16 protein-coding genes are annotated in these 15929 nt (G+C 61.5%); 10 read left to right on the top strand and 6 right to left on the bottom strand.

Annotated elements, in window-relative coordinates; genetic code table 11:
* Positions 1 to 39: 39 nt before the first annotated feature.
* Positions 40 to 1044, bottom strand: a complete 1005-nt coding sequence (locus ACF8FB_RS04870) for an LLM class flavin-dependent oxidoreductase (protein ID WP_010951493.1) — start codon at positions 1042 to 1044, stop codon at positions 40 to 42.
* A 152-nt stretch (positions 1045 to 1196) separates the two neighbouring features.
* On the opposite strand from ACF8FB_RS04870, the gene ACF8FB_RS04875 reads away from it, so the two are divergent.
* Positions 1197 to 1622: an OsmC family protein gene (locus ACF8FB_RS04875; RefSeq protein ID WP_003253070.1), complete on the top strand. Its 426-nt coding sequence runs from the start codon at positions 1197 to 1199 to the stop codon at positions 1620 to 1622.
* Positions 1623 to 1697: 75 nt separating this feature from the next.
* Positions 1698 to 1931, top strand: coding sequence for a DUF1161 domain-containing protein (locus ACF8FB_RS04880; RefSeq protein ID WP_020191563.1), 234 nt, complete (start codon positions 1698 to 1700; stop codon positions 1929 to 1931).
* Between the two features lie 35 nt (positions 1932 to 1966).
* Here ACF8FB_RS04880 and ACF8FB_RS04885 read toward each other — a convergent pair whose 3' ends face one another.
* Together ACF8FB_RS04885 and ACF8FB_RS04890 are read right to left on the bottom strand one after the other, a co-directional pair.
* Positions 1967 to 2380 (bottom strand): lipoprotein, encoded by a 414-nt coding sequence (locus ACF8FB_RS04885; RefSeq protein WP_010951495.1) that lies wholly within the window; start codon positions 2378 to 2380, stop codon positions 1967 to 1969.
* A gap of 55 nt (positions 2381 to 2435) precedes the next feature.
* Positions 2436 to 2849 (bottom strand): hypothetical protein, encoded by a 414-nt coding sequence (locus ACF8FB_RS04890; RefSeq protein WP_020191562.1) that lies wholly within the window; start codon positions 2847 to 2849, stop codon positions 2436 to 2438.
* 85 nt (positions 2850 to 2934) lie between these two features.
* Between ACF8FB_RS04890 and ACF8FB_RS04895 the strand changes: the two genes are divergently transcribed.
* Positions 2935 to 4008 (top strand): aminopeptidase, encoded by a 1074-nt coding sequence (locus tag ACF8FB_RS04895; RefSeq protein ID WP_392509770.1) that lies wholly within the window; start codon positions 2935 to 2937, stop codon positions 4006 to 4008.
* A gap of 105 nt (positions 4009 to 4113) precedes the next feature.
* Here ACF8FB_RS04895 and ACF8FB_RS04900 read toward each other — a convergent pair whose 3' ends face one another.
* Positions 4114 to 4764: an HAD family hydrolase gene (locus ACF8FB_RS04900; protein WP_014589235.1), complete on the bottom strand. Its 651-nt coding sequence runs from the start codon at positions 4762 to 4764 to the stop codon at positions 4114 to 4116.
* Between the two features lie 121 nt (positions 4765 to 4885).
* Positions 4886 to 5434 carry a gamma carbonic anhydrase family protein gene (locus tag ACF8FB_RS04905; protein WP_392511081.1) on the bottom strand — a complete coding sequence of 183 codons (549 nt, stop codon included), beginning with the start codon at positions 5432 to 5434 and terminating at the stop codon, positions 4886 to 4888.
* Between the two features lie 66 nt (positions 5435 to 5500).
* On the opposite strand from ACF8FB_RS04905, the gene prlC reads away from it, so the two are divergent.
* From prlC to ACF8FB_RS04930, 5 genes are all read left to right on the top strand, one after another.
* Positions 5501 to 7588, top strand: coding sequence for an oligopeptidase A (gene prlC / locus ACF8FB_RS04910; protein ID WP_119713153.1), 2088 nt, complete (start codon positions 5501 to 5503; stop codon positions 7586 to 7588).
* Complete coding sequence (locus ACF8FB_RS04915; RefSeq protein ID WP_392511082.1) at positions 7585 to 7866, top strand: YheV family putative zinc ribbon protein; 282 nt, start codon at positions 7585 to 7587, stop codon at positions 7864 to 7866. Before prlC ends, ACF8FB_RS04915 begins: the two co-directional genes overlap by 4 nt.
* 331 nt (positions 7867 to 8197) lie before the next feature.
* Positions 8198 to 9256 (top strand): PA0069 family radical SAM protein, encoded by a 1059-nt coding sequence (locus ACF8FB_RS04920; RefSeq protein ID WP_392511083.1) that lies wholly within the window; start codon positions 8198 to 8200, stop codon positions 9254 to 9256.
* A 306-nt stretch (positions 9257 to 9562) separates the two neighbouring features.
* A complete protein-coding gene (locus ACF8FB_RS04925; RefSeq protein ID WP_003253046.1) occupies positions 9563 to 10282 on the top strand; it encodes a carbonic anhydrase in 720 nt (239 codons plus the stop codon).
* Between the two features lie 192 nt (positions 10283 to 10474).
* Entirely contained in the window at positions 10475 to 12007 is a 1533-nt protein-coding gene (locus ACF8FB_RS04930) for a SulP family inorganic anion transporter (protein WP_104960541.1), read from the top strand.
* Positions 12008 to 12154: 147 nt separating this feature from the next.
* On the opposite strand, the gene ACF8FB_RS04935 is transcribed toward ACF8FB_RS04930, so the two are convergent.
* A complete protein-coding gene (locus tag ACF8FB_RS04935; protein ID WP_014861534.1) occupies positions 12155 to 12796 on the bottom strand; it encodes a hypothetical protein in 642 nt (213 codons plus the stop codon).
* 369 nt (positions 12797 to 13165) lie between these two features.
* Here ACF8FB_RS04935 and coxB point away from each other — a divergent pair, with 369 nt between their 5' ends.
* Together coxB and ctaD are read left to right on the top strand one after the other, a co-directional pair.
* Positions 13166 to 14293 carry a cytochrome c oxidase subunit II gene (coxB, locus tag ACF8FB_RS04940; RefSeq protein WP_239606954.1) on the top strand — a complete coding sequence of 376 codons (1128 nt, stop codon included), beginning with the start codon at positions 13166 to 13168 and terminating at the stop codon, positions 14291 to 14293.
* Between the two features lie 43 nt (positions 14294 to 14336).
* Positions 14337 to 15926, top strand: a complete 1590-nt coding sequence (ctaD, locus tag ACF8FB_RS04945) for a cytochrome c oxidase subunit I (protein ID WP_010951506.1) — start codon at positions 14337 to 14339, stop codon at positions 15924 to 15926.
* Positions 15927 to 15929: the final 3 nt, after the last annotated feature.

The following is a 15929-nucleotide window of genomic DNA, read 5'->3' on the forward strand; positions in this document are numbered from 1 at the left end:
CAAGTCAACCTATGGGAGCGGGCGAGCCCGCGACGAGGGTCACTCGGTCTTGAGGGCCTGCGCCATCAGCTCATATGACCGAATGCGGTCCGCATGCTCATACAGGTCACAGGTAAAGATCAGCTCATCCGCACCCGTCTGTTCCAGCAGCACTTCTACCTTGGCCTTTACCTTCCGCGGGCTGCCGATCATGGCCAGCCCCAGGAAGCTGCCCACCGTCTCTCGCTCATGGGGCAACCACAGCCCATCCATGCTTTCCACGGGTGGCTTCTGCATCAGGCTCTGTCCGCGAATCAGCGCCAGGATGCGCTGGTAGACCGAGGTGGCCAGGTATTCGGCCTTCTCGTCGGTCTGCGCCACCACCATGGGAATGCCCAGCATCACATACGGCTTGTCCAGCGTGGTCGAGGGCTTGAAATGGTTGCGGTACACGCGAATGGCCTCGTGCATGTAGCGTGGCGCGAAATGCGAGGCGAAGGCGTAGGGCATGCCGCGCATGCCCGCCAGCTGGGCACTGAACAGGCTGGATCCCAGCAACCACATCGGCACGTCGGTGTCGTACCCCGGTACGGCGATCACTTTTTGATCATCAGTGCGTGGCCCGAGGTAGCGCGAAAGCTCCTCGACATCGTCCGGGAAGTCGTCCGGGCCGCCAGCGCGGTCGCGTCGCAGGGCATAGGCCGTCATCTGGTCCGAACCCGGTGCACGGCCCAGGCCAAGGTCGATACGCCCCGGATACAGGCTGGCCAAGGTGCCGAACTGCTCGGCGATCACCAGTGGCGCATGGTTGGGCAGCATCACCCCGCCAGAGCCCACGCGAATACGTGAGGTTCCCCCGGCCAGGTAGCCGATCAGCACCGCAGTCGCCGAACTGGCGATGCCGTCCATGTTGTGGTGCTCGGCTACCCAGAAGCGGTTATAGCCAAAGCGCTCGACATGCTGCGCCAGGTCCAGCGAGTTGCGCAGCGATTGCGCGGGGCCAGCGTCGGCGCGTACGGGCACCAGGTCCAGGGTGGAAATCTTCAGGTCACGCAGCTGCGTCATGGAGCCTCCGCAAAAGTGGTTGGCCAGAGGCCTTTTTGACTCTGTATGGGCGCGTTCGTTGGATTCAATGCCTGCAAGCATATTGCTCTGAACTTGCGGCAGGCGGCAGGCCTCTGAACCCTAGGTAAGCAACCAAGTGACCAGGAGGCATCATGAAAAAGACAGCATCGGCGATCTGGCAAGGTGGCCTGAAGGATGGAAAAGGTCTGCTTTCTACCGAAAGCGGCGCACTCAAGCAGAACCCTTATGGCTTCAACACACGTTTCGAGGGCACACCCGGCACCAACCCGGAGGAGCTGATTGGCGCGGCCCATGCCGGTTGTTTCTCGATGGCGCTATCCATGATGCTCGGCGAGGCGGGGCTTACCGCAGAGCGGATCGACACGGCTGCAGAGGTGACGCTCGACAAGCAAGCTGACGGTTTTGCCATTACCGCGGTGCATCTGGTGCTTAGGGCCAAGGTACCCGGGGCCAGCGAGGCTCAGTTCCTGGAGATTGCCAACAAGGCGAAGGAAGGCTGCCCGGTGTCCAAGGTTTTGAATGCAAAGATCAGCCTGGATGCGGCGCTGGTGGGGTGAAACGGTGCAACGGTAGTGGTTTGCTGTAGTCTAAAGAACGTCGGCAGCGCCACTGCCCTTTCCAGGAGCCGTTCCATGATTCGCGTAGCTATCGCTGTGTTGGCTTCCCTTGTCGCCACGTCTGCGCTGGCGGCCGTCAAGCCATGCGAGGAGCTGAAAGCCGAGATCGAGGCCAAGATCCAGGCCCAAGGGGTTTCGTCCTACACGCTGGAGATCGTGCCCAACAGCGAGGTCAAGGACCAGAACATGGTCGTCGGGACCTGCGATGGTGGGACGAAGAAGATCATCTATCAAAAGAACGATCGATAAGCATCAGGGCCCCGGGCTGCGAAGCAGCCCCACACTCACGGGATGCAGAACACTTCGCTAGGCTCGTTCACCACCACCTTGCGGTTGGCGTCATACAGCAGCACCTGCGGCTCCATCACCGGCGCCCGCGCTTCCAGGCGATAGCGCTCGCCGGCCTTGAAGTTGTCAAAGCGGACGGTCAGGTAGCAGGTTCGGTCCCTGGGTTGTGACATGAGGCCGCCCGAGTAGATTTCATAATCGAAGCGCACCACCAGTTCATGCTTGCCCGGTGTCACCTGAAAGTACCGGCCATCGTCCAGGCGCTTGCCGTCGAGGCGGTCGGCCATGATCACCCGACCGGGGGTCATGGTGTACAGATCGACCCAGGCCTGCTTGGGGTCGACGGGCGGCAAGGGGCTGGCGCAAGCCCCCAGTGTACTGAGGGCGATCAGCATCATGGGCTGGCGCATGGCAAAACTCCCACTTGCGATTTACAAGTAACAAGCATAGCGCCGTTTGTGCGGTTCAGGTGCGCTGACAACCCGCCGGCAGCCCTTGACCCAGCAGTTTTTGCTGGTGGTCGTAGAGTTTTATCCAAGGGCGGAAGCCAATGCTGCCAGCCTGCAGCTGATAACGCTGCCCGGCGCTGAAGTCCTTGAAGGTCAGCTTGACCTGGCAATCGCGCCACAGTGGCTCATCGACGGGGCCGATATTGCTGGGGTTAACCGGAAACTGATAGCGCACGGTCAGTTCGTGGCTGCCGGGTTGAACCTCGAAATAGCGGCTGTCAGCCCAGTCACGCTCATCGACCTGCACGGCATCCAGCGAGGTATTGTCGTAGCGGGTGAGGTCGATCCAGGCCTGGTTCGGGTCTGGGTCTGGCAATGTTGAACAGGCAGAGATCAACAACACTGAGCCGGCGACCAATAATGCACGCATGGCGAAACTCCCCATTGGCGAGATAGTCTTGGAGCGAAATGGTCTTGAGCGAGTCAGACAGTCCCGGATGCTTCGACTTTTTCTTATGCAGCGCTCAGGCCTTGGGGCACTCGACCGCATTTTCACCCGTTTGGTTCCGCTGTTTGCGGCGTTCCTGCTGAACGGTTGCAGCAATGTCGCCTACTACGGGCAGCTGGCGCAGGGCCAGTGGCAGTTGCTGCGGGCGCGGCAGCCTGTAGAGCAGGTATTGGCCGACCCTGCTACCCCTGCACCCTTGCGCGCGCACCTGCAACAGGCCGAACAGGCGCGGCTGTTTGCCAGCCAGCAATTGAAACTGCCAGACAACCGCAGCTATCGGGTATACGCCGACCTTGGACGCCCCTACGTGGTGTGGAATGTGTTCGCCACGCCCGAGTTGTCGTTGCAACCGGTAACGCACTGCTTTCCGATTGCCGGGTGCGTAGCGTACCGCGGCTACTACCAGCAAGGCGCGGCGCGAGGAGCGGCGGCGTTGATGCGTCAGGATGGCCTGGATGTGTACGTGGGCGGCGTGGAAGCTTATTCGACCCTGGGTTGGTTCGATGACCCGATTTTGTCGTCGATGGTGGGCTGGGGCGATGAGCGCCTGGCTACGTTGATCTTTCATGAATTGGCCCACCAGCGCTTCTATGTGCTGGACGATACCGAGTTCAATGAGTCGTTTGCCTCGTTCGTCGAGCAGGAAGGCACGCGGCAATGGCGTGTGGCGCGTGGGCTGGCGGCGGTTGGCGGGGATCAGGGAAAGCAGCGCGACCAGTTTATCCGCCTGGTGTTGGCCAGCCGGGAGCGATTGCAGGCGATTTATGCGGGGCCGTTGGATGATGCACACAAGCGCCGGGCCAAGCAGGCCGAGTTTGAGCGTTTGAGGCGTGAATACCGGCAGGTGCGTGATGGCCAGTGGGGCGGTGACAAGCGCTATGACGCCTGGATGTATGGGCCGATGAGTAATGCCAAGTTGTTGCCGTTCGGGCTATATGACCAGTGGGTGCCGGCGTTTGCGGCGCTGTTTCGTGAGGTGGGTGGAAATTGGGTTCGGTTCTACGCGCGGGTCGAGCATTTGGGGCGGTTGCCGATTGAAGCAAGGAAAGCGGCGCTGCAGCGTCTGATGGTTAGCCGTTGAGATTTTTGGGCCGCTTTTGCGGCCCCTCGCGCCACAAGGCCCACAAAGGCCCTGCGGACGCCGATCAATGTGGGAGGGCCGGCTGCAGAGCAGCCCTGCTGGCCCTCAAGCCTTGCTAAAAGCCTGGTGCAAATCGGCTACCGTGGCGAAGTGGAAAGCGGGTTCTTCTGCCATCAGCTCTTCCCGGCTGCCAAACCCGTACCCCACCGCGACGGCCTGCAGCCCGTTGCTGCGCGCGCCGATCAGGTCATGCTTGCGGTCCCCGATCATCAGGGTTTGCGCCGGGTCCAGCCCTTCTTCATCCAGCAAATGGCGAATCAGCTCGACCTTGTTGGTGCGCGTGCCGTCCAGTTCACTGCCGTAGATCACCTTGAAGTGATGATCGAACGCAAAGTGCCGAGCGATTTCGCGGGCGAACTCCCATGGTTTGGAGGTGGCAATGTACAGCGTGCGGCCCTGCCCGTTCAGGGCCTCAAGCAACTCCGGCACACCTTCGAACACGAGGTTTTCGTAAAGACCGGTCACGCGGAAGCGCTCGCGGTAGAAGTTCACCGCATCCCAGGCCTTGGCTTCGTCGAAGCTGTAGAACTGCATGAAAGCCTGCAGCAGGGGTGGGCCGATGAAGTGTTCGAGGCGGGCCAGGTCCGGTTCGTCGATGCCCAGCTTGGCCAGGGCGTACTGGATCGAGCGAGTGATGCCCAGGCGTGGGTCGGTCAGGGTGCCGTCGAGGTCGAAGAGGATGTTTTGCTGGTGCATGTACAGGGTTCCACTTGAGTGCTGCGTGGCCTTCTTCGCGGGCATGCCCGCTCCCACAGGTAAAGCGCAGGCCTTGAAGGGGCCACTCAACCTGCGGGGGCGGGCATGCCCGCGAATGCGGTCATTCAGGTTGATCGTAGCCTTCGGCCAGGTGCTGGTCCTTGAGCTTCACGTAGTTGCCGGCGCTGTAGGAGAAAAATGCGCGCTCCTTGTCGTTCAGCAGCCGGGCCTGTTTCGCCGGACTGCCCATGTACAGGTAGCCACTGACCAGGCGTTTGCCCGGCGGCACCAGGCTGCCAGCGCCAATGATTACTTCGTCCTCGACGATGGCACCATCCATGATGGTGCTGCCCATACCCACCAGGATACGGTTGCCCAGGGTGCAGCCATGCAGCATCACCTTGTGCCCGATGGTCACTTCGTCGCCGATGATCAGCGGGAAACCGTCCGGGTTGAAAGGCCCGGCGTGGGTAATGTGCAGCACGCTGCCGTCCTGCACGCTGGTGCGCGCGCCAATGCGGATGCGGTGCATGTCGCCGCGCACCACGGTCAACGGCCAGACCGAACTGTCTTCACCGATCTCCACGTCGCCCAGCACCACCGCCGAACGGTCGACGAAGGCCCTGGGCCCAACTTTCGGAGTGTGTTGCTGGAAGCTGCGAATGGCCATGATAGCGTCTCTCATCTGTGCCGATAGGCAGGCTGCCTGCTGCGGTCGGCGTCGATTGTAATTAAGATGGGGCAGTGTTTCTTCTGCCAAGGTATCCAAACCGTGACTGCGAACAACCCGCTTCTGCAATCCCACGATCTGCCGCCCTTCTCGCAAATTCGTGCCGAACACGTGTTGCCGGCGATCGAAGCGATCCTGGCCGACAACCGTAAAGCCATTGCCGAGATCCTCGAAAAGCAGGGCAAGAACCCTACATGGGCCGGCCTGGTGCTGGCCATGGACGAACTGAACGACCGCCTGGGCGCCGCCTGGAGCCCGGTCAGCCACCTCAATGCGGTGTGCAACAGTGCCGAGTTGCGTGAGGCCTACGAGTCGTGCCTGCCGGCGTTGAGCGCCTACTCTACCGAACTGGGCCAGAACCGCGCGCTGTTCGAAGCCTACCAGGCGCTGATCGACAGCCCTGAGGCTGCCGGTTTCGACGTGGCGCAAAAGACTATCCTCGAGCACGCCTTGCGTGACTTCCGCTTGTCGGGTATCGACCTGCCGGCGGACAAGCAGCAGCGTTACGCCGAAGTGCAGAGCAAGCTCAGCGAGCTGGGCAGCCGTTTCTCCAATCAGCTGCTTGACGCCACCCAGGCCTGGACCAAGCATGTTACCGACGAAGCTGCGCTGGCCGGCCTGACCGATTCGGCCAAGGCGCAGATGGCCGCTGCAGCCCAGGCCAAGGGCCTGGACGGCTGGTTGATCACCCTTGAATTCCCCAGCTACTACGCGGTGATGACCTACGCCAGCGACCGCGCCCTGCGCGAAGAGCTATACGCCGCCTACTGCACCCGCGCCTCCGACCAGGGCCCGAATGCCGGCCAGTTCGACAATGGCCCGGTGATGCGCGAAATCCTCGACCTGCGCCAGGAGCTGGCCGAACTGCTGGGCTACAAGAACTACGCCGAGCTGAGCCTGGCCACCAAGATGGCTGAGTCCAGCGACCAGGTGCTGAGCTTCCTGCGTGACTTGGCCAAGCGTTCCAAGCCGTTCGCCGCCCAGGATCTGCAACAGCTCAAGGCCTACGCTGCCGAACAAGGCTGCCCCGAGCTGGCCAGCTGGGACGCCGGCTACTTTGGCGAGAAGCTGCGCGAGCAGCGCTACAGCGTGTCGCAGGAAGCCCTGCGCGCCTACTTCCCGATCGACAAGGTGCTGGGCGGCCTGTTCAGCATCGTGCAGCGCCTGTACGGCATCGAAATCGCCGAGCTCAAAGGCTTCGACAGCTGGCACCCGGACGTACGCCTGTTCGAGATCAAGGAAAACGGTCAGCACGTTGGCCGTTTCTTCTTCGACCTGTACGCCCGCGCCAACAAGCGTGGCGGCGCCTGGATGGACGGCGCCCGTGACCGTCGCCGCACCGCCGGCGGCCAGCTGCAAAGCCCGGTGGCCAACCTGGTGTGCAACTTCACCCCGGCCGCGCCCGGCAAGCCCGCGCTGCTGACCCACGATGAAGTCACCACCCTGTTCCACGAATTCGGTCACGGCCTGCACCACATGCTGACCCGCATCGAGCATGCCGGCGTGTCCGGCATCAACGGCGTGGCCTGGGATGCGGTCGAGCTGCCCAGCCAGTTCATGGAAAACTGGTGCTGGGAGCCGGAAGGCCTGGCACTGATTTCTGGTCACTACGAAACCGGCGCCGCCCTGCCCCAGGACCTGCTGGACAAGATGCTGGCCGCGAAAAACTTCCAGTCGGGCATGATGATGGTGCGCCAGCTGGAGTTCTCGCTGTTCGATTTCGAGCTGCACGCCAGCCATGGCGACGGCCGCAGCGTATTGGAGGTGCTCGAAGGTGTGCGTGACGAGGTGTCGGTCATGCGCCCGCCGGCTTACAACCGCTTCCCCAACAGCTTTGCGCACATATTCGCGGGCGGTTACGCGGCGGGCTACTACAGCTACAAGTGGGCCGAAGTGCTGTCGGCTGACGCCTTCTCGCGCTTCGAGGAAGAAGGCGTGCTGAACGCCGAGACCGGCCGTGCCTTCCGCGAGGCGATCCTGGCCCGTGGTGGTTCGCGCGAGCCGATGGAGCTGTTCGTCGACTTCCGTGGCCGTGAGCCTTCCATCGATGCATTGCTGCGCCACAGTGGTCTCACCGAGGACGCTGCAGCATGAGTGAGGTAGCTGTGAACAAGACCAAGAAGCGCTTCATTGCCGGTGCCGTGTGCCCGGCGTGCAGCGAGCCCGACAAGCTGATGATGTGGAACGAAGACGGCGTACCGCACCGCGAGTGTGTGGCCTGCGGCTTTACCGACACCCTCAACGAGCAGGGCTTGTCGGTGCCGAAGGAACTGGGCACGCGGGTCAACCACCTGGCGCCGAAAGCCCCGCCGGCCAAGGTGCAGACCGTGCAGTTCTTCCCAAATCCGAAGCTGAAAAAGCCGGCTGAGTAATACGGTCATGCCGCCCGGGTGCAATGCCCGGGCTGGCATGGACAGGTACCCTGGGATTTCGAGTACCTGCGGTGTGCATCGTGCAGCGACTTTCCTGCCGAAGCGCTGCGCGATTACTTCCCGCTGAATTCTGTTGTCAGTGCGTTGCAGCAATTGGCGCAGACGTTGTTTGGTGCAGTGCTGCAGCCCTAAGCGCTGTCTGTCTGGGATGGGCGGCAATCGAGCCAGGCAGCGTATGTGCGCTGGCATGGCCTGAAGTAGTCAGACCAGAGGTGCTGGTAAGATCCCGGTGTGCACGATACTGTATATTAATACAGTATTCGGGTGAGCCATGATTCCTCCAGTACCGCAAAAGGGCCGTGGCACGGCGCACAATCCACACAACCGCTTTGCCCCTGGTCATTCGGTGTCGGAAGATGATGGCTGGTACCAGGAAGTGCCGCAAACCCAGGGTACCGAGGTGCGGATCGAGACAGCCAAGTCGGTGATCAGCCGCAACACTTCACCCGACCTCCCTTTCGATCGTTCCATCAACCCTTACCGTGGCTGCGAGCATGGCTGCATCTACTGCTATGCCCGCCCCTCACACGCCTACTGGGACCTTTCTCCCGGCCTGGATTTCGAGACCAAACTGATTGCCAAGACCAACGCCGCCGAGGTGCTGGCACAGCAATTGAGCAAACCGGGCTACGTGTGCGCGCCGATCAATCTGGGCTCCAACACCGACCCGTACCAGCCGATCGAGCGCGAACAGTTACTGACCCGGCGCTTGCTCGAAGTGTTACTGCGTTTTCGTCACCCGGTGACCATTGTCACCAAGGGTTCACTGGTGCTGCGCGACCTCGACCTGCTGGCCGAGATGGCCCGCCAGCGCCTGGCACGGGTGATGATCAGCCTGACCACGCTGGACGACGGCCTCAAACGGGTGCTCGAACCCCGAGCAGCCTCACCCGGTGCGAGGTTGAGGGCCATCCGGGTATTGCGTGAAGCGGGCGTACCGGTGGGTGTTTTGTGTTCGCCGATGATTCCGATGATCAACGACAGTGAACTGGAACGCCTGCTGGAGGCGGCCAAGGAGGCTGGCGCACAGAGTGCGGCCTACATGATGCTGCGCCTGCCGCTGGAAGTGGCGCCGCTGTTCGAGCAGTGGCTACAGGACCATTACCCGCAGCGGGCGGCGCATGTGTTGAGCCTGATCCGCCAGAGCCGCGGTGGCGAGCTGTATGACAGCCGGTTCGGCGTGCGCATGCGTGGTGAAGGAGTATTTGCCGAGTTGCTGGCGCAGCGCTTTGCCAAGGCAATGAAACGGCTGGATTTCGAAGGGCGCGAGGCGCAGGCGCTGGATTGCTCGGCGTTTTGCCCACCGGGTGGGCAGATGGCGCTGTTCTGACATGAACCCCACCCCCCACAGGGGGCTGCGCATTGCTCACAACGCAACTAATAACAACCAATAATTGCGCTAATACATATTGGCAACTGATGTTTTTTTGCTATTATCCAGTTCCCGCCTTTTTCATCTGGAACGCCCGTTCTAGAGCCTTCGAATTAAGTTTCAGTTAAGTTTTCCCCGCTAGCGTAGGTAACAAGTCCACACCGACTGTGATCTATGGCCCGTGCGTGTCATCTAAAACCCTGCATAGCCTGAATCTTTCACCGGTAAAATGGATTTACCTACACACCGTCAAGAGGATGAATCATGCCCGTCAAGGACCCATCCAAGGTCGTACCGCAGGTCCCCGCGGAAAGCGCCGATGCTGCCCTCAAGCACATCGTCGACGGCTTCCTGCGCTTTCACCATGATGTTTTCCCTGATCAGCAAGAGCTGTTCAAGAAGCTCGCCACCGCGCAAACCCCACGCGCCATGTTCATCACCTGTGCCGACTCGCGCATCGTTCCCGAGCTGATCACCCAGAGCTCGCCAGGCGACCTGTTCGTGACCCGTAACGTGGGTAACGTGGTACCGCCTTATGGCCAGATGAACGGGGGCGTTTCCAGCGCCATCGAGTACGCCGTAATGGCGCTTAAAGTGCACCACATCATCATCTGTGGCCACTCCGACTGTGGCGCCATGCGTGCGGTACTGAACCCGCAGTCGCTGACCAAGATGCCTACTGTTGGCGCCTGGTTGCGCCACGCTGAAGTGGCCCGCACCGTGGTCGAGAACAACTGCTCCTGCGGCAGCGAACACGAGACGATGCAAGTGCTGACCAAAGAGAACGTCATCGCCCAGCTGCATCACTTGCGCACCCATCCTTCGGTGGCTTCGCGCCTGGCAGCCGGTGAGCTGTTCATTCATGGTTGGGTGTACGACATCGAGACCAGCAAGATCGAAGCCTACGACGCCGCCAGCGACAGCTTCCTGCCCTTGGCCGCGGGTGAACCCGTTCCCTGCGCCACTCCGAGAGGCCGCTACTAAGCGACCCGTCCGCCGCTAGAACCTTGATAGCCGGCTGCACCCTTCAGGGGTGTGGCGCGGCCTTCGGCTGCCTTGAATTCCCTGACTGCCCTGCCGGCGTGCTCGCTGGCGGCCCGCGCCTGCGCGCTTGTCAGGGGCAAACGTGCCCACGGCCAGGGGAATGGCCGTGCGACTAGAGAAAGGAGAAACACGGTGAACATTACACAGTTGAAAGCGGCCCTGCCGCGTGAGTTGCTGGCGTCGGTGGTGGTCTTCCTGGTGGCCTTGCCGTTGTGCATGGGCATTGCGATCGCTTCTGGCATGCCGCCGGCAAAAGGCCTGATTACTGGGATTATCGGCGGTATTGTCGTCGGTTTCCTTGCTGGATCGCCGCTACAGGTCAGCGGCCCTGCTGCCGGTCTGGCGGTACTGGTGTTCGAGCTGGTACGCCAGCACGGCATGGCCATGCTCGGGCCAATCCTGTTGCTGGCCGGCCTGTTGCAGTTGCTTGCCGGTCGCTTGCGCCTGGGCTGCTGGTTCCGCGTGACCGCGCCGGCGGTGGTTTACGGCATGCTCGCCGGGATTGGCGTGTTGATCGTGCTTTCGCAGGTGCATGTGATGTTCGACACCGCACCGCAACCGTCGGGCCTGCAGAACCTGCTGGCGTTCCCGGCAACTTTGTCGGCTGCCCTGCCACAGGAGAGCACCGGCGCCGGCTGGATGGCCGGTGCGCTGGGCCTGGGGACCATCGCCATCATGTGGGGCTGGGAGCGCTTGCGGCCGCAGCGGCTGCGTTTCGTGCCGGGTGCATTACTCGGCGTGGCCAGCATGACCGCTATCAGCATGTGGCTGGCCTTGCCGGTGAACCGCGTGCAGGTACCGGCCGACCTGTCCGAGGCCATCGACTGGCTTCGTCCGGAGGACCTGTTGCAACTGGCCGACCCTACCCTGCTGGTCGCCGCCTTTGCCCTGGCGTTCATTGCCAGCGCCGAAACCTTGCTGTCGGCCGCAGCAGTGGACCGCATGCACAGCGGCCAGCGTTCGGACTTCGACCGCGAACTGTCGGCCCAGGGCATCGGCAACATGCTGTGCGGGGTGCTGGGTGCGCTGCCGATGACCGGGGTAATCGTGCGCAGCTCGGCCAACGTCCAGGCGGGGGCGCAAACCCGGGCGTCGGCAATCTTCCATGGCTTGTGGTTGCTGGCCTTCGTGGTGGCGCTGAGCAGCGTGCTGCAGCAGATACCGGTGGCGAGCTTGGCGGGGGTGTTGGTGTTTACCGGGGTCAAACTGGTCGACTTCAAGGCGTTCCGCGGGCTGGGCCGTTATGGGCGCATGCCGATGTTTACCTACGCGGCGACTGCGCTGGCGATTATCTTTACCGACCTGCTGACCGGTGTACTGCTGGGCTTTGCCCTGACCTTGCTGAAGCTGGCGTTCAAGGCGGCGCGGCTGAAGATCAACCTGGTGAGCCTAGCCAAGGATGGGCACATGGAGCTGCGCCTCAGTGGCGCGGCGACCTTCCTGAAGGTGCCGGCGCTGACCCAGGTGCTGGATACTGTACCGGCGGGCACCACGCTGCATGTGCCGCTGGGGAACCTGAGCTATATCGACCACTCGTGCCTTGAGTTGCTGGAGGACTGGAGCCGCAGTAATTCTGCCAATGGTTCGCGCTTGTTGATCGAGCAGCGGCGCCTGAAGCGTCGGATCGAGGGGCGGTTGCGGACGACGGCGGGGGTTGGGGCGTAGGAGCGGGTTTACCCGCGAATACGGTAGCGGCGGCAACGGTGATCGGCGGGTGGAGATTGGCCAGCAGGGCCGGCCCTTTCGCGGGTGAACCCGCTCCTACGACGGCCTGCGCCGAACCACCGATGCACCTAGGCCTTGACAGGTATATCAGGCCGGCTGACCCAGCTCGACACCCAGTTGGCGCGACAGGCACGGCCAGCGCTTCCACGCCGCGCCAGTTGCCGGGCTGCTCAGCTTCTCTCGATAAGCCTCCACCGATTCAACGGCAAAGCTCTCATCATTAAGCATTTCGTCGACCGAGTGGTGCACCACCTCATCCAGCTGGTTGGCAAAGCTTTCGCCAATCAACTGGTGGGCAATCAGGTTGGCGACCGTGGTGTCGACCGGGATCAACGGCTGCTGGAAGTGGCGGATGTACAAGTCATTCACCTCTTCCACCAGGCGGTGCGCCAGGTAGGCTTCATCCAGAAGGCAGTCCAGGCCTACATGCCCTTGCATCACGCTGGGCGGCTGCAGGAAGTAGGCTTCGGCAATTTTCAGTACAGGTTTGATCTGCGATTCGATCCCGGCTTCGCGGGCGACCTCGTGGGCGGCCTCCAGCAATTCCGGAACCTGATCGATGTAGGCGCTGACGAAGCGCGCCAAAGTACCCTGGGCGTCCTGCTCAGGCAGTTGGATCGAGGGGTGCAGGTGGGGCAGTTGCAGCTCGAGACGCTGTTTCAATTGGCCGGTCTGGCCTTCATGTTGATGGGCTTGGCTTACCTGCTCGCGTACAGCAGCGATGTTCATGACAACTCCAGGGACATTACGTTTCAAACGGAAGACACTAAATTAGCTCGGTATACAGAATACCTAAGACGTATTTGTTATAAGCCTCGCAAACGTGTGCGCTATCAGGCATATCGACGTGCCATTATTACGCCATGCCCTGTCAAGCACGCGGTTTTCCGGCCATTCGGTCATTTCATGAAGTTCATTTCACAGGCTTCATTGCGTGCCATTGGTCGCTGTCTATACTCCCGTTGAACGTGATTCGTTGATGAGGCCCGACTGCTTTTAGCAGGGGCTCGGTCGTCGAAGCCATGCAGTCTTGACCGCCGTTCCCTCTTGCCGCAGGCCATGCCTCCGGGACAACAAGAATTAGAAGGGGAACCCGCAATGATGCGACATCCACATGTCTGGATGGGCCTCCTGTTGTGGTCGGTTTTTGGCCAGGCAAACGCCGCCTGGACCGTGAACATGCACCCAGGGGCGACGGAAGTCTCCAACGCCGTCTTCGACCTGCACATGACCATCTTCTGGATCTGCGTGATCATTGGCATCGTGGTGTTTGGCGCGATGTTCTGGTCAATGGTCATCCACCGCCGCTCCACCGGCCAGCAGGCTGCGCATTTCCACGAGCACACCTGGGTGGAAATCCTCTGGACGGTAGTTCCCTTCCTGATCCTGGTGGCCATGGCCATCCCGGCCACCAAGACGCTGATCGACATCTACGATGCCAGCGATTCGGACATCGACATCCAGGTCACGGGGTACCAGTGGAAATGGCACTACAAGTACCTGGGCCAGGACGTGGAGTTCTTCAGCAACCTGGCCACCCCCACCGACCAGATCCACAACAAGGCGCCAAAGGATGAGCACTACCTGCTGGAAGTCGACCAGCCGCTGGTGCTGCCGGTGGGCGCGAAAGTGCGCTTCCTGGTCACTGCTGCCGATGTGATCCACTCCTGGTGGGTGCCGGCCTTCGCGGTCAAACGCGACGCCATCCCAGGCTTTGTCAACGAAGCCTGGACCCGGATCGAAAAGCCAGGCATCTACCGCGGCCAGTGCACCGAGCTGTGCGGCAAGGACCACGGCTTCATGCCGGTGGTGGTCGAGGTCAAGTCCAAGGCGGATTACGACACCTGGCTTGGCGAGCGCAAGGCTGAAGCCGCCAAGCTCAAGGAGCTGACCAGCAAGGAATGGACCCTGGAAGAGCTGGTGGAGCGCGGCGACAAGGTCTACCACACCACCTGCGTGGCCTGTCACCAGGCCGAAGGCCAGGGCCTGCCGCCAATGTTCCCGGCGCTCAAAGGCTCGAAGATTGCCACCGGGCCGAAGGAAGGCCACCTGAGCATTGTCTTCCATGGCAAGCCCGGCACGGCCATGGCCGCTTTCGGCAAGCAGCTGTCGGAAGTCGACATCGCTGCTGTGGTCACCTACGAGCGCAATGCCTGGGGCAACAACAAAGGCGACATGGTGACGCCGAAGGACGTGCTGGCGCTGAAGCAGGCAGAAGCCAAGTGAACCGGGTTACTCGCGGCAATCAATGGATTGCAGGAGACAGGACATGAGTGCAGTGATCGACGACCACGCCCACGGCCACGACCATGCGCACGGCCCGGCCAAGGGCCTGATGCGCTGGGTGCTGACCACCAACCATAAAGACATCGGCACGATGTACCTGTGGTTCAGTTTCATCATGTTCCTGCTCGGTGGCTCGTTTGCCATGGTGATCCGCGCTGAGCTATTCCAGCCGGGTTTGCAGATCGTGGAACCGGCGTTCTTCAACCAGATGACCACCATGCATGGCCTGATCATGGTGTTCGGCGCGGTGATGCCGGCCTTCGTCGGCCTGGCCAACTGGATGATTCCGCTGATGATCGGCGCGCCCGACATGGCACTGCCACGGATGAACAACTTCAGCTTCTGGCTGCTGCCGGCGGCCTTCCTGCTGCTGGTATCGACCCTGTTCAGCCCGGGCGGAGGGCCGAACTTTGGCTGGACCTTCTACGCACCGCTTTCCACCACCTATGCGCCAGCCAGCGTCACCTTCTTCATCTTCGCCATCCACCTGATGGGTATCAGCTCGATCATGGGGGCGATCAACGTGATTGCCACCATCCTCAACCTGCGTGCCCCCGGCATGACGCTGATGAAAATGCCGCTGTTCGTCTGGACCTGGCTGATCACCGCGTTCCTGCTGATTGCGGTGATGCCAGTACTGGCCGGCGTGGTAACCATGATGCTGATGGATATCCACTTCGGTACCAGCTTTTTCAGTGCCGCAGGTGGCGGTGACCCGGTGCTGTTCCAGCATGTGTTCTGGTTCTTCGGCCACCCTGAGGTTTACATCATGATCCTGCCCGCCTTCGGTGCGGTCAGCTCGATCATCCCGGCGTTCTCGCGCAAGCCGCTGTTCGGTTATACCTCGATGGTGTATGCCACCGGCGCCATTGCCTTCCTGTCATTCATCGTCTGGGCCCACCATATGTTTGTGGTCGGTATCCCGGTGGTCGGCGAGTTGTTCTTCATGTACGCCACCATGCTGATTGCCGTGCCCACCGGGGTGAAGGTATTCAACTGGGTCAGCACCATGTGGGAAGGTTCGCTCACCTTCGAAACGCCGATGCTGTTCGCCATCGCCTTTGTCATCCTGTTCACCATCGGGGGTTTCTCCGGGTTGATGCTGGCGATCGCCCCGGCAGACTTCCAGTACCACGACACTTACTTCGTGGTGGCGCATTTCCACTACGTACTGGTGCCTGGTGCAATTTTCGGCATCTTTGCCTCGGCCTACTACTGGCTGCCGAAATGGACCGGCCACATGTACGACGAAACCCTCGGCAAACTGCACTTCTGGCTGTCGTTCGTCGGCATGAACATGGCCTTCTTCCCCATGCACTTCGTAGGCTTGGCCGGCATGCCACGGCGCATCCCCGACTACAACCTGCAGTTCGCCGATTTCAACATGGTGTCGTCGATCGGCGCGTTCATGTTCGGCGCCACGCAGATCTTCTTCCTGTTCATTGTCATCAAGTGCATCCGCGGTGGCGCGCCGGCACCGGCCAAACCCTGGGATGGCGCCGAGGGCCTTGAGTGGTCGATACCCTCGCCTGCGCCCTACCACACCTTCCAGACACCCCCGGAAGTGAAATAGGAA

Origin of the sequence: Pseudomonas sp. yb_2, from assembly GCF_043103905.1 — a bacterium.
Taxonomy (GTDB): Bacteria; Pseudomonadota; Gammaproteobacteria; order Pseudomonadales; family Pseudomonadaceae; genus Aquipseudomonas; species Aquipseudomonas alloputida.

Coding starts and splice junctions, on each gene's coding strand:
- ACF8FB_RS04870 (WP_010951493.1), bottom strand. CDS start 1,044: ATGACGCAGCTGCGTGACCTGAAGATTTCCACCCTGGACCTGGTGCCC.
- ACF8FB_RS04875 (WP_003253070.1), top strand. CDS start 1,197: ATGAAAAAGACAGCATCGGCGATCTGGCAAGGTGGCCTGAAGGATGGA.
- ACF8FB_RS04880 (WP_020191563.1), top strand. CDS start 1,698: ATGATTCGCGTAGCTATCGCTGTGTTGGCTTCCCTTGTCGCCACGTCT.
- ACF8FB_RS04885 (WP_010951495.1), bottom strand. CDS start 2,380: ATGCGCCAGCCCATGATGCTGATCGCCCTCAGTACACTGGGGGCTTGC.
- ACF8FB_RS04890 (WP_020191562.1), bottom strand. CDS start 2,849: ATGCGTGCATTATTGGTCGCCGGCTCAGTGTTGTTGATCTCTGCCTGT.
- ACF8FB_RS04895 (WP_392509770.1), top strand. CDS start 2,935: ATGCAGCGCTCAGGCCTTGGGGCACTCGACCGCATTTTCACCCGTTTG.
- ACF8FB_RS04900 (WP_014589235.1), bottom strand. CDS start 4,764: ATGCACCAGCAAAACATCCTCTTCGACCTCGACGGCACCCTGACCGAC.
- ACF8FB_RS04905 (WP_392511081.1), bottom strand. CDS start 5,434: ATGGCCATTCGCAGCTTCCAGCAACACACTCCGAAAGTTGGGCCCAGG.
- prlC (WP_119713153.1), top strand. CDS start 5,501: ATGGGGCAGTGTTTCTTCTGCCAAGGTATCCAAACCGTGACTGCGAAC.
- ACF8FB_RS04915 (WP_392511082.1), top strand. CDS start 7,585: ATGAGTGAGGTAGCTGTGAACAAGACCAAGAAGCGCTTCATTGCCGGT.
- ACF8FB_RS04920 (WP_392511083.1), top strand. CDS start 8,198: ATGATTCCTCCAGTACCGCAAAAGGGCCGTGGCACGGCGCACAATCCA.
- ACF8FB_RS04925 (WP_003253046.1), top strand. CDS start 9,563: ATGCCCGTCAAGGACCCATCCAAGGTCGTACCGCAGGTCCCCGCGGAA.
- ACF8FB_RS04935 (WP_014861534.1), bottom strand. CDS start 12,796: ATGAACATCGCTGCTGTACGCGAGCAGGTAAGCCAAGCCCATCAACAT.
- coxB (WP_239606954.1), top strand. CDS start 13,166: ATGATGCGACATCCACATGTCTGGATGGGCCTCCTGTTGTGGTCGGTT.
- ctaD (WP_010951506.1), top strand. CDS start 14,337: ATGAGTGCAGTGATCGACGACCACGCCCACGGCCACGACCATGCGCAC.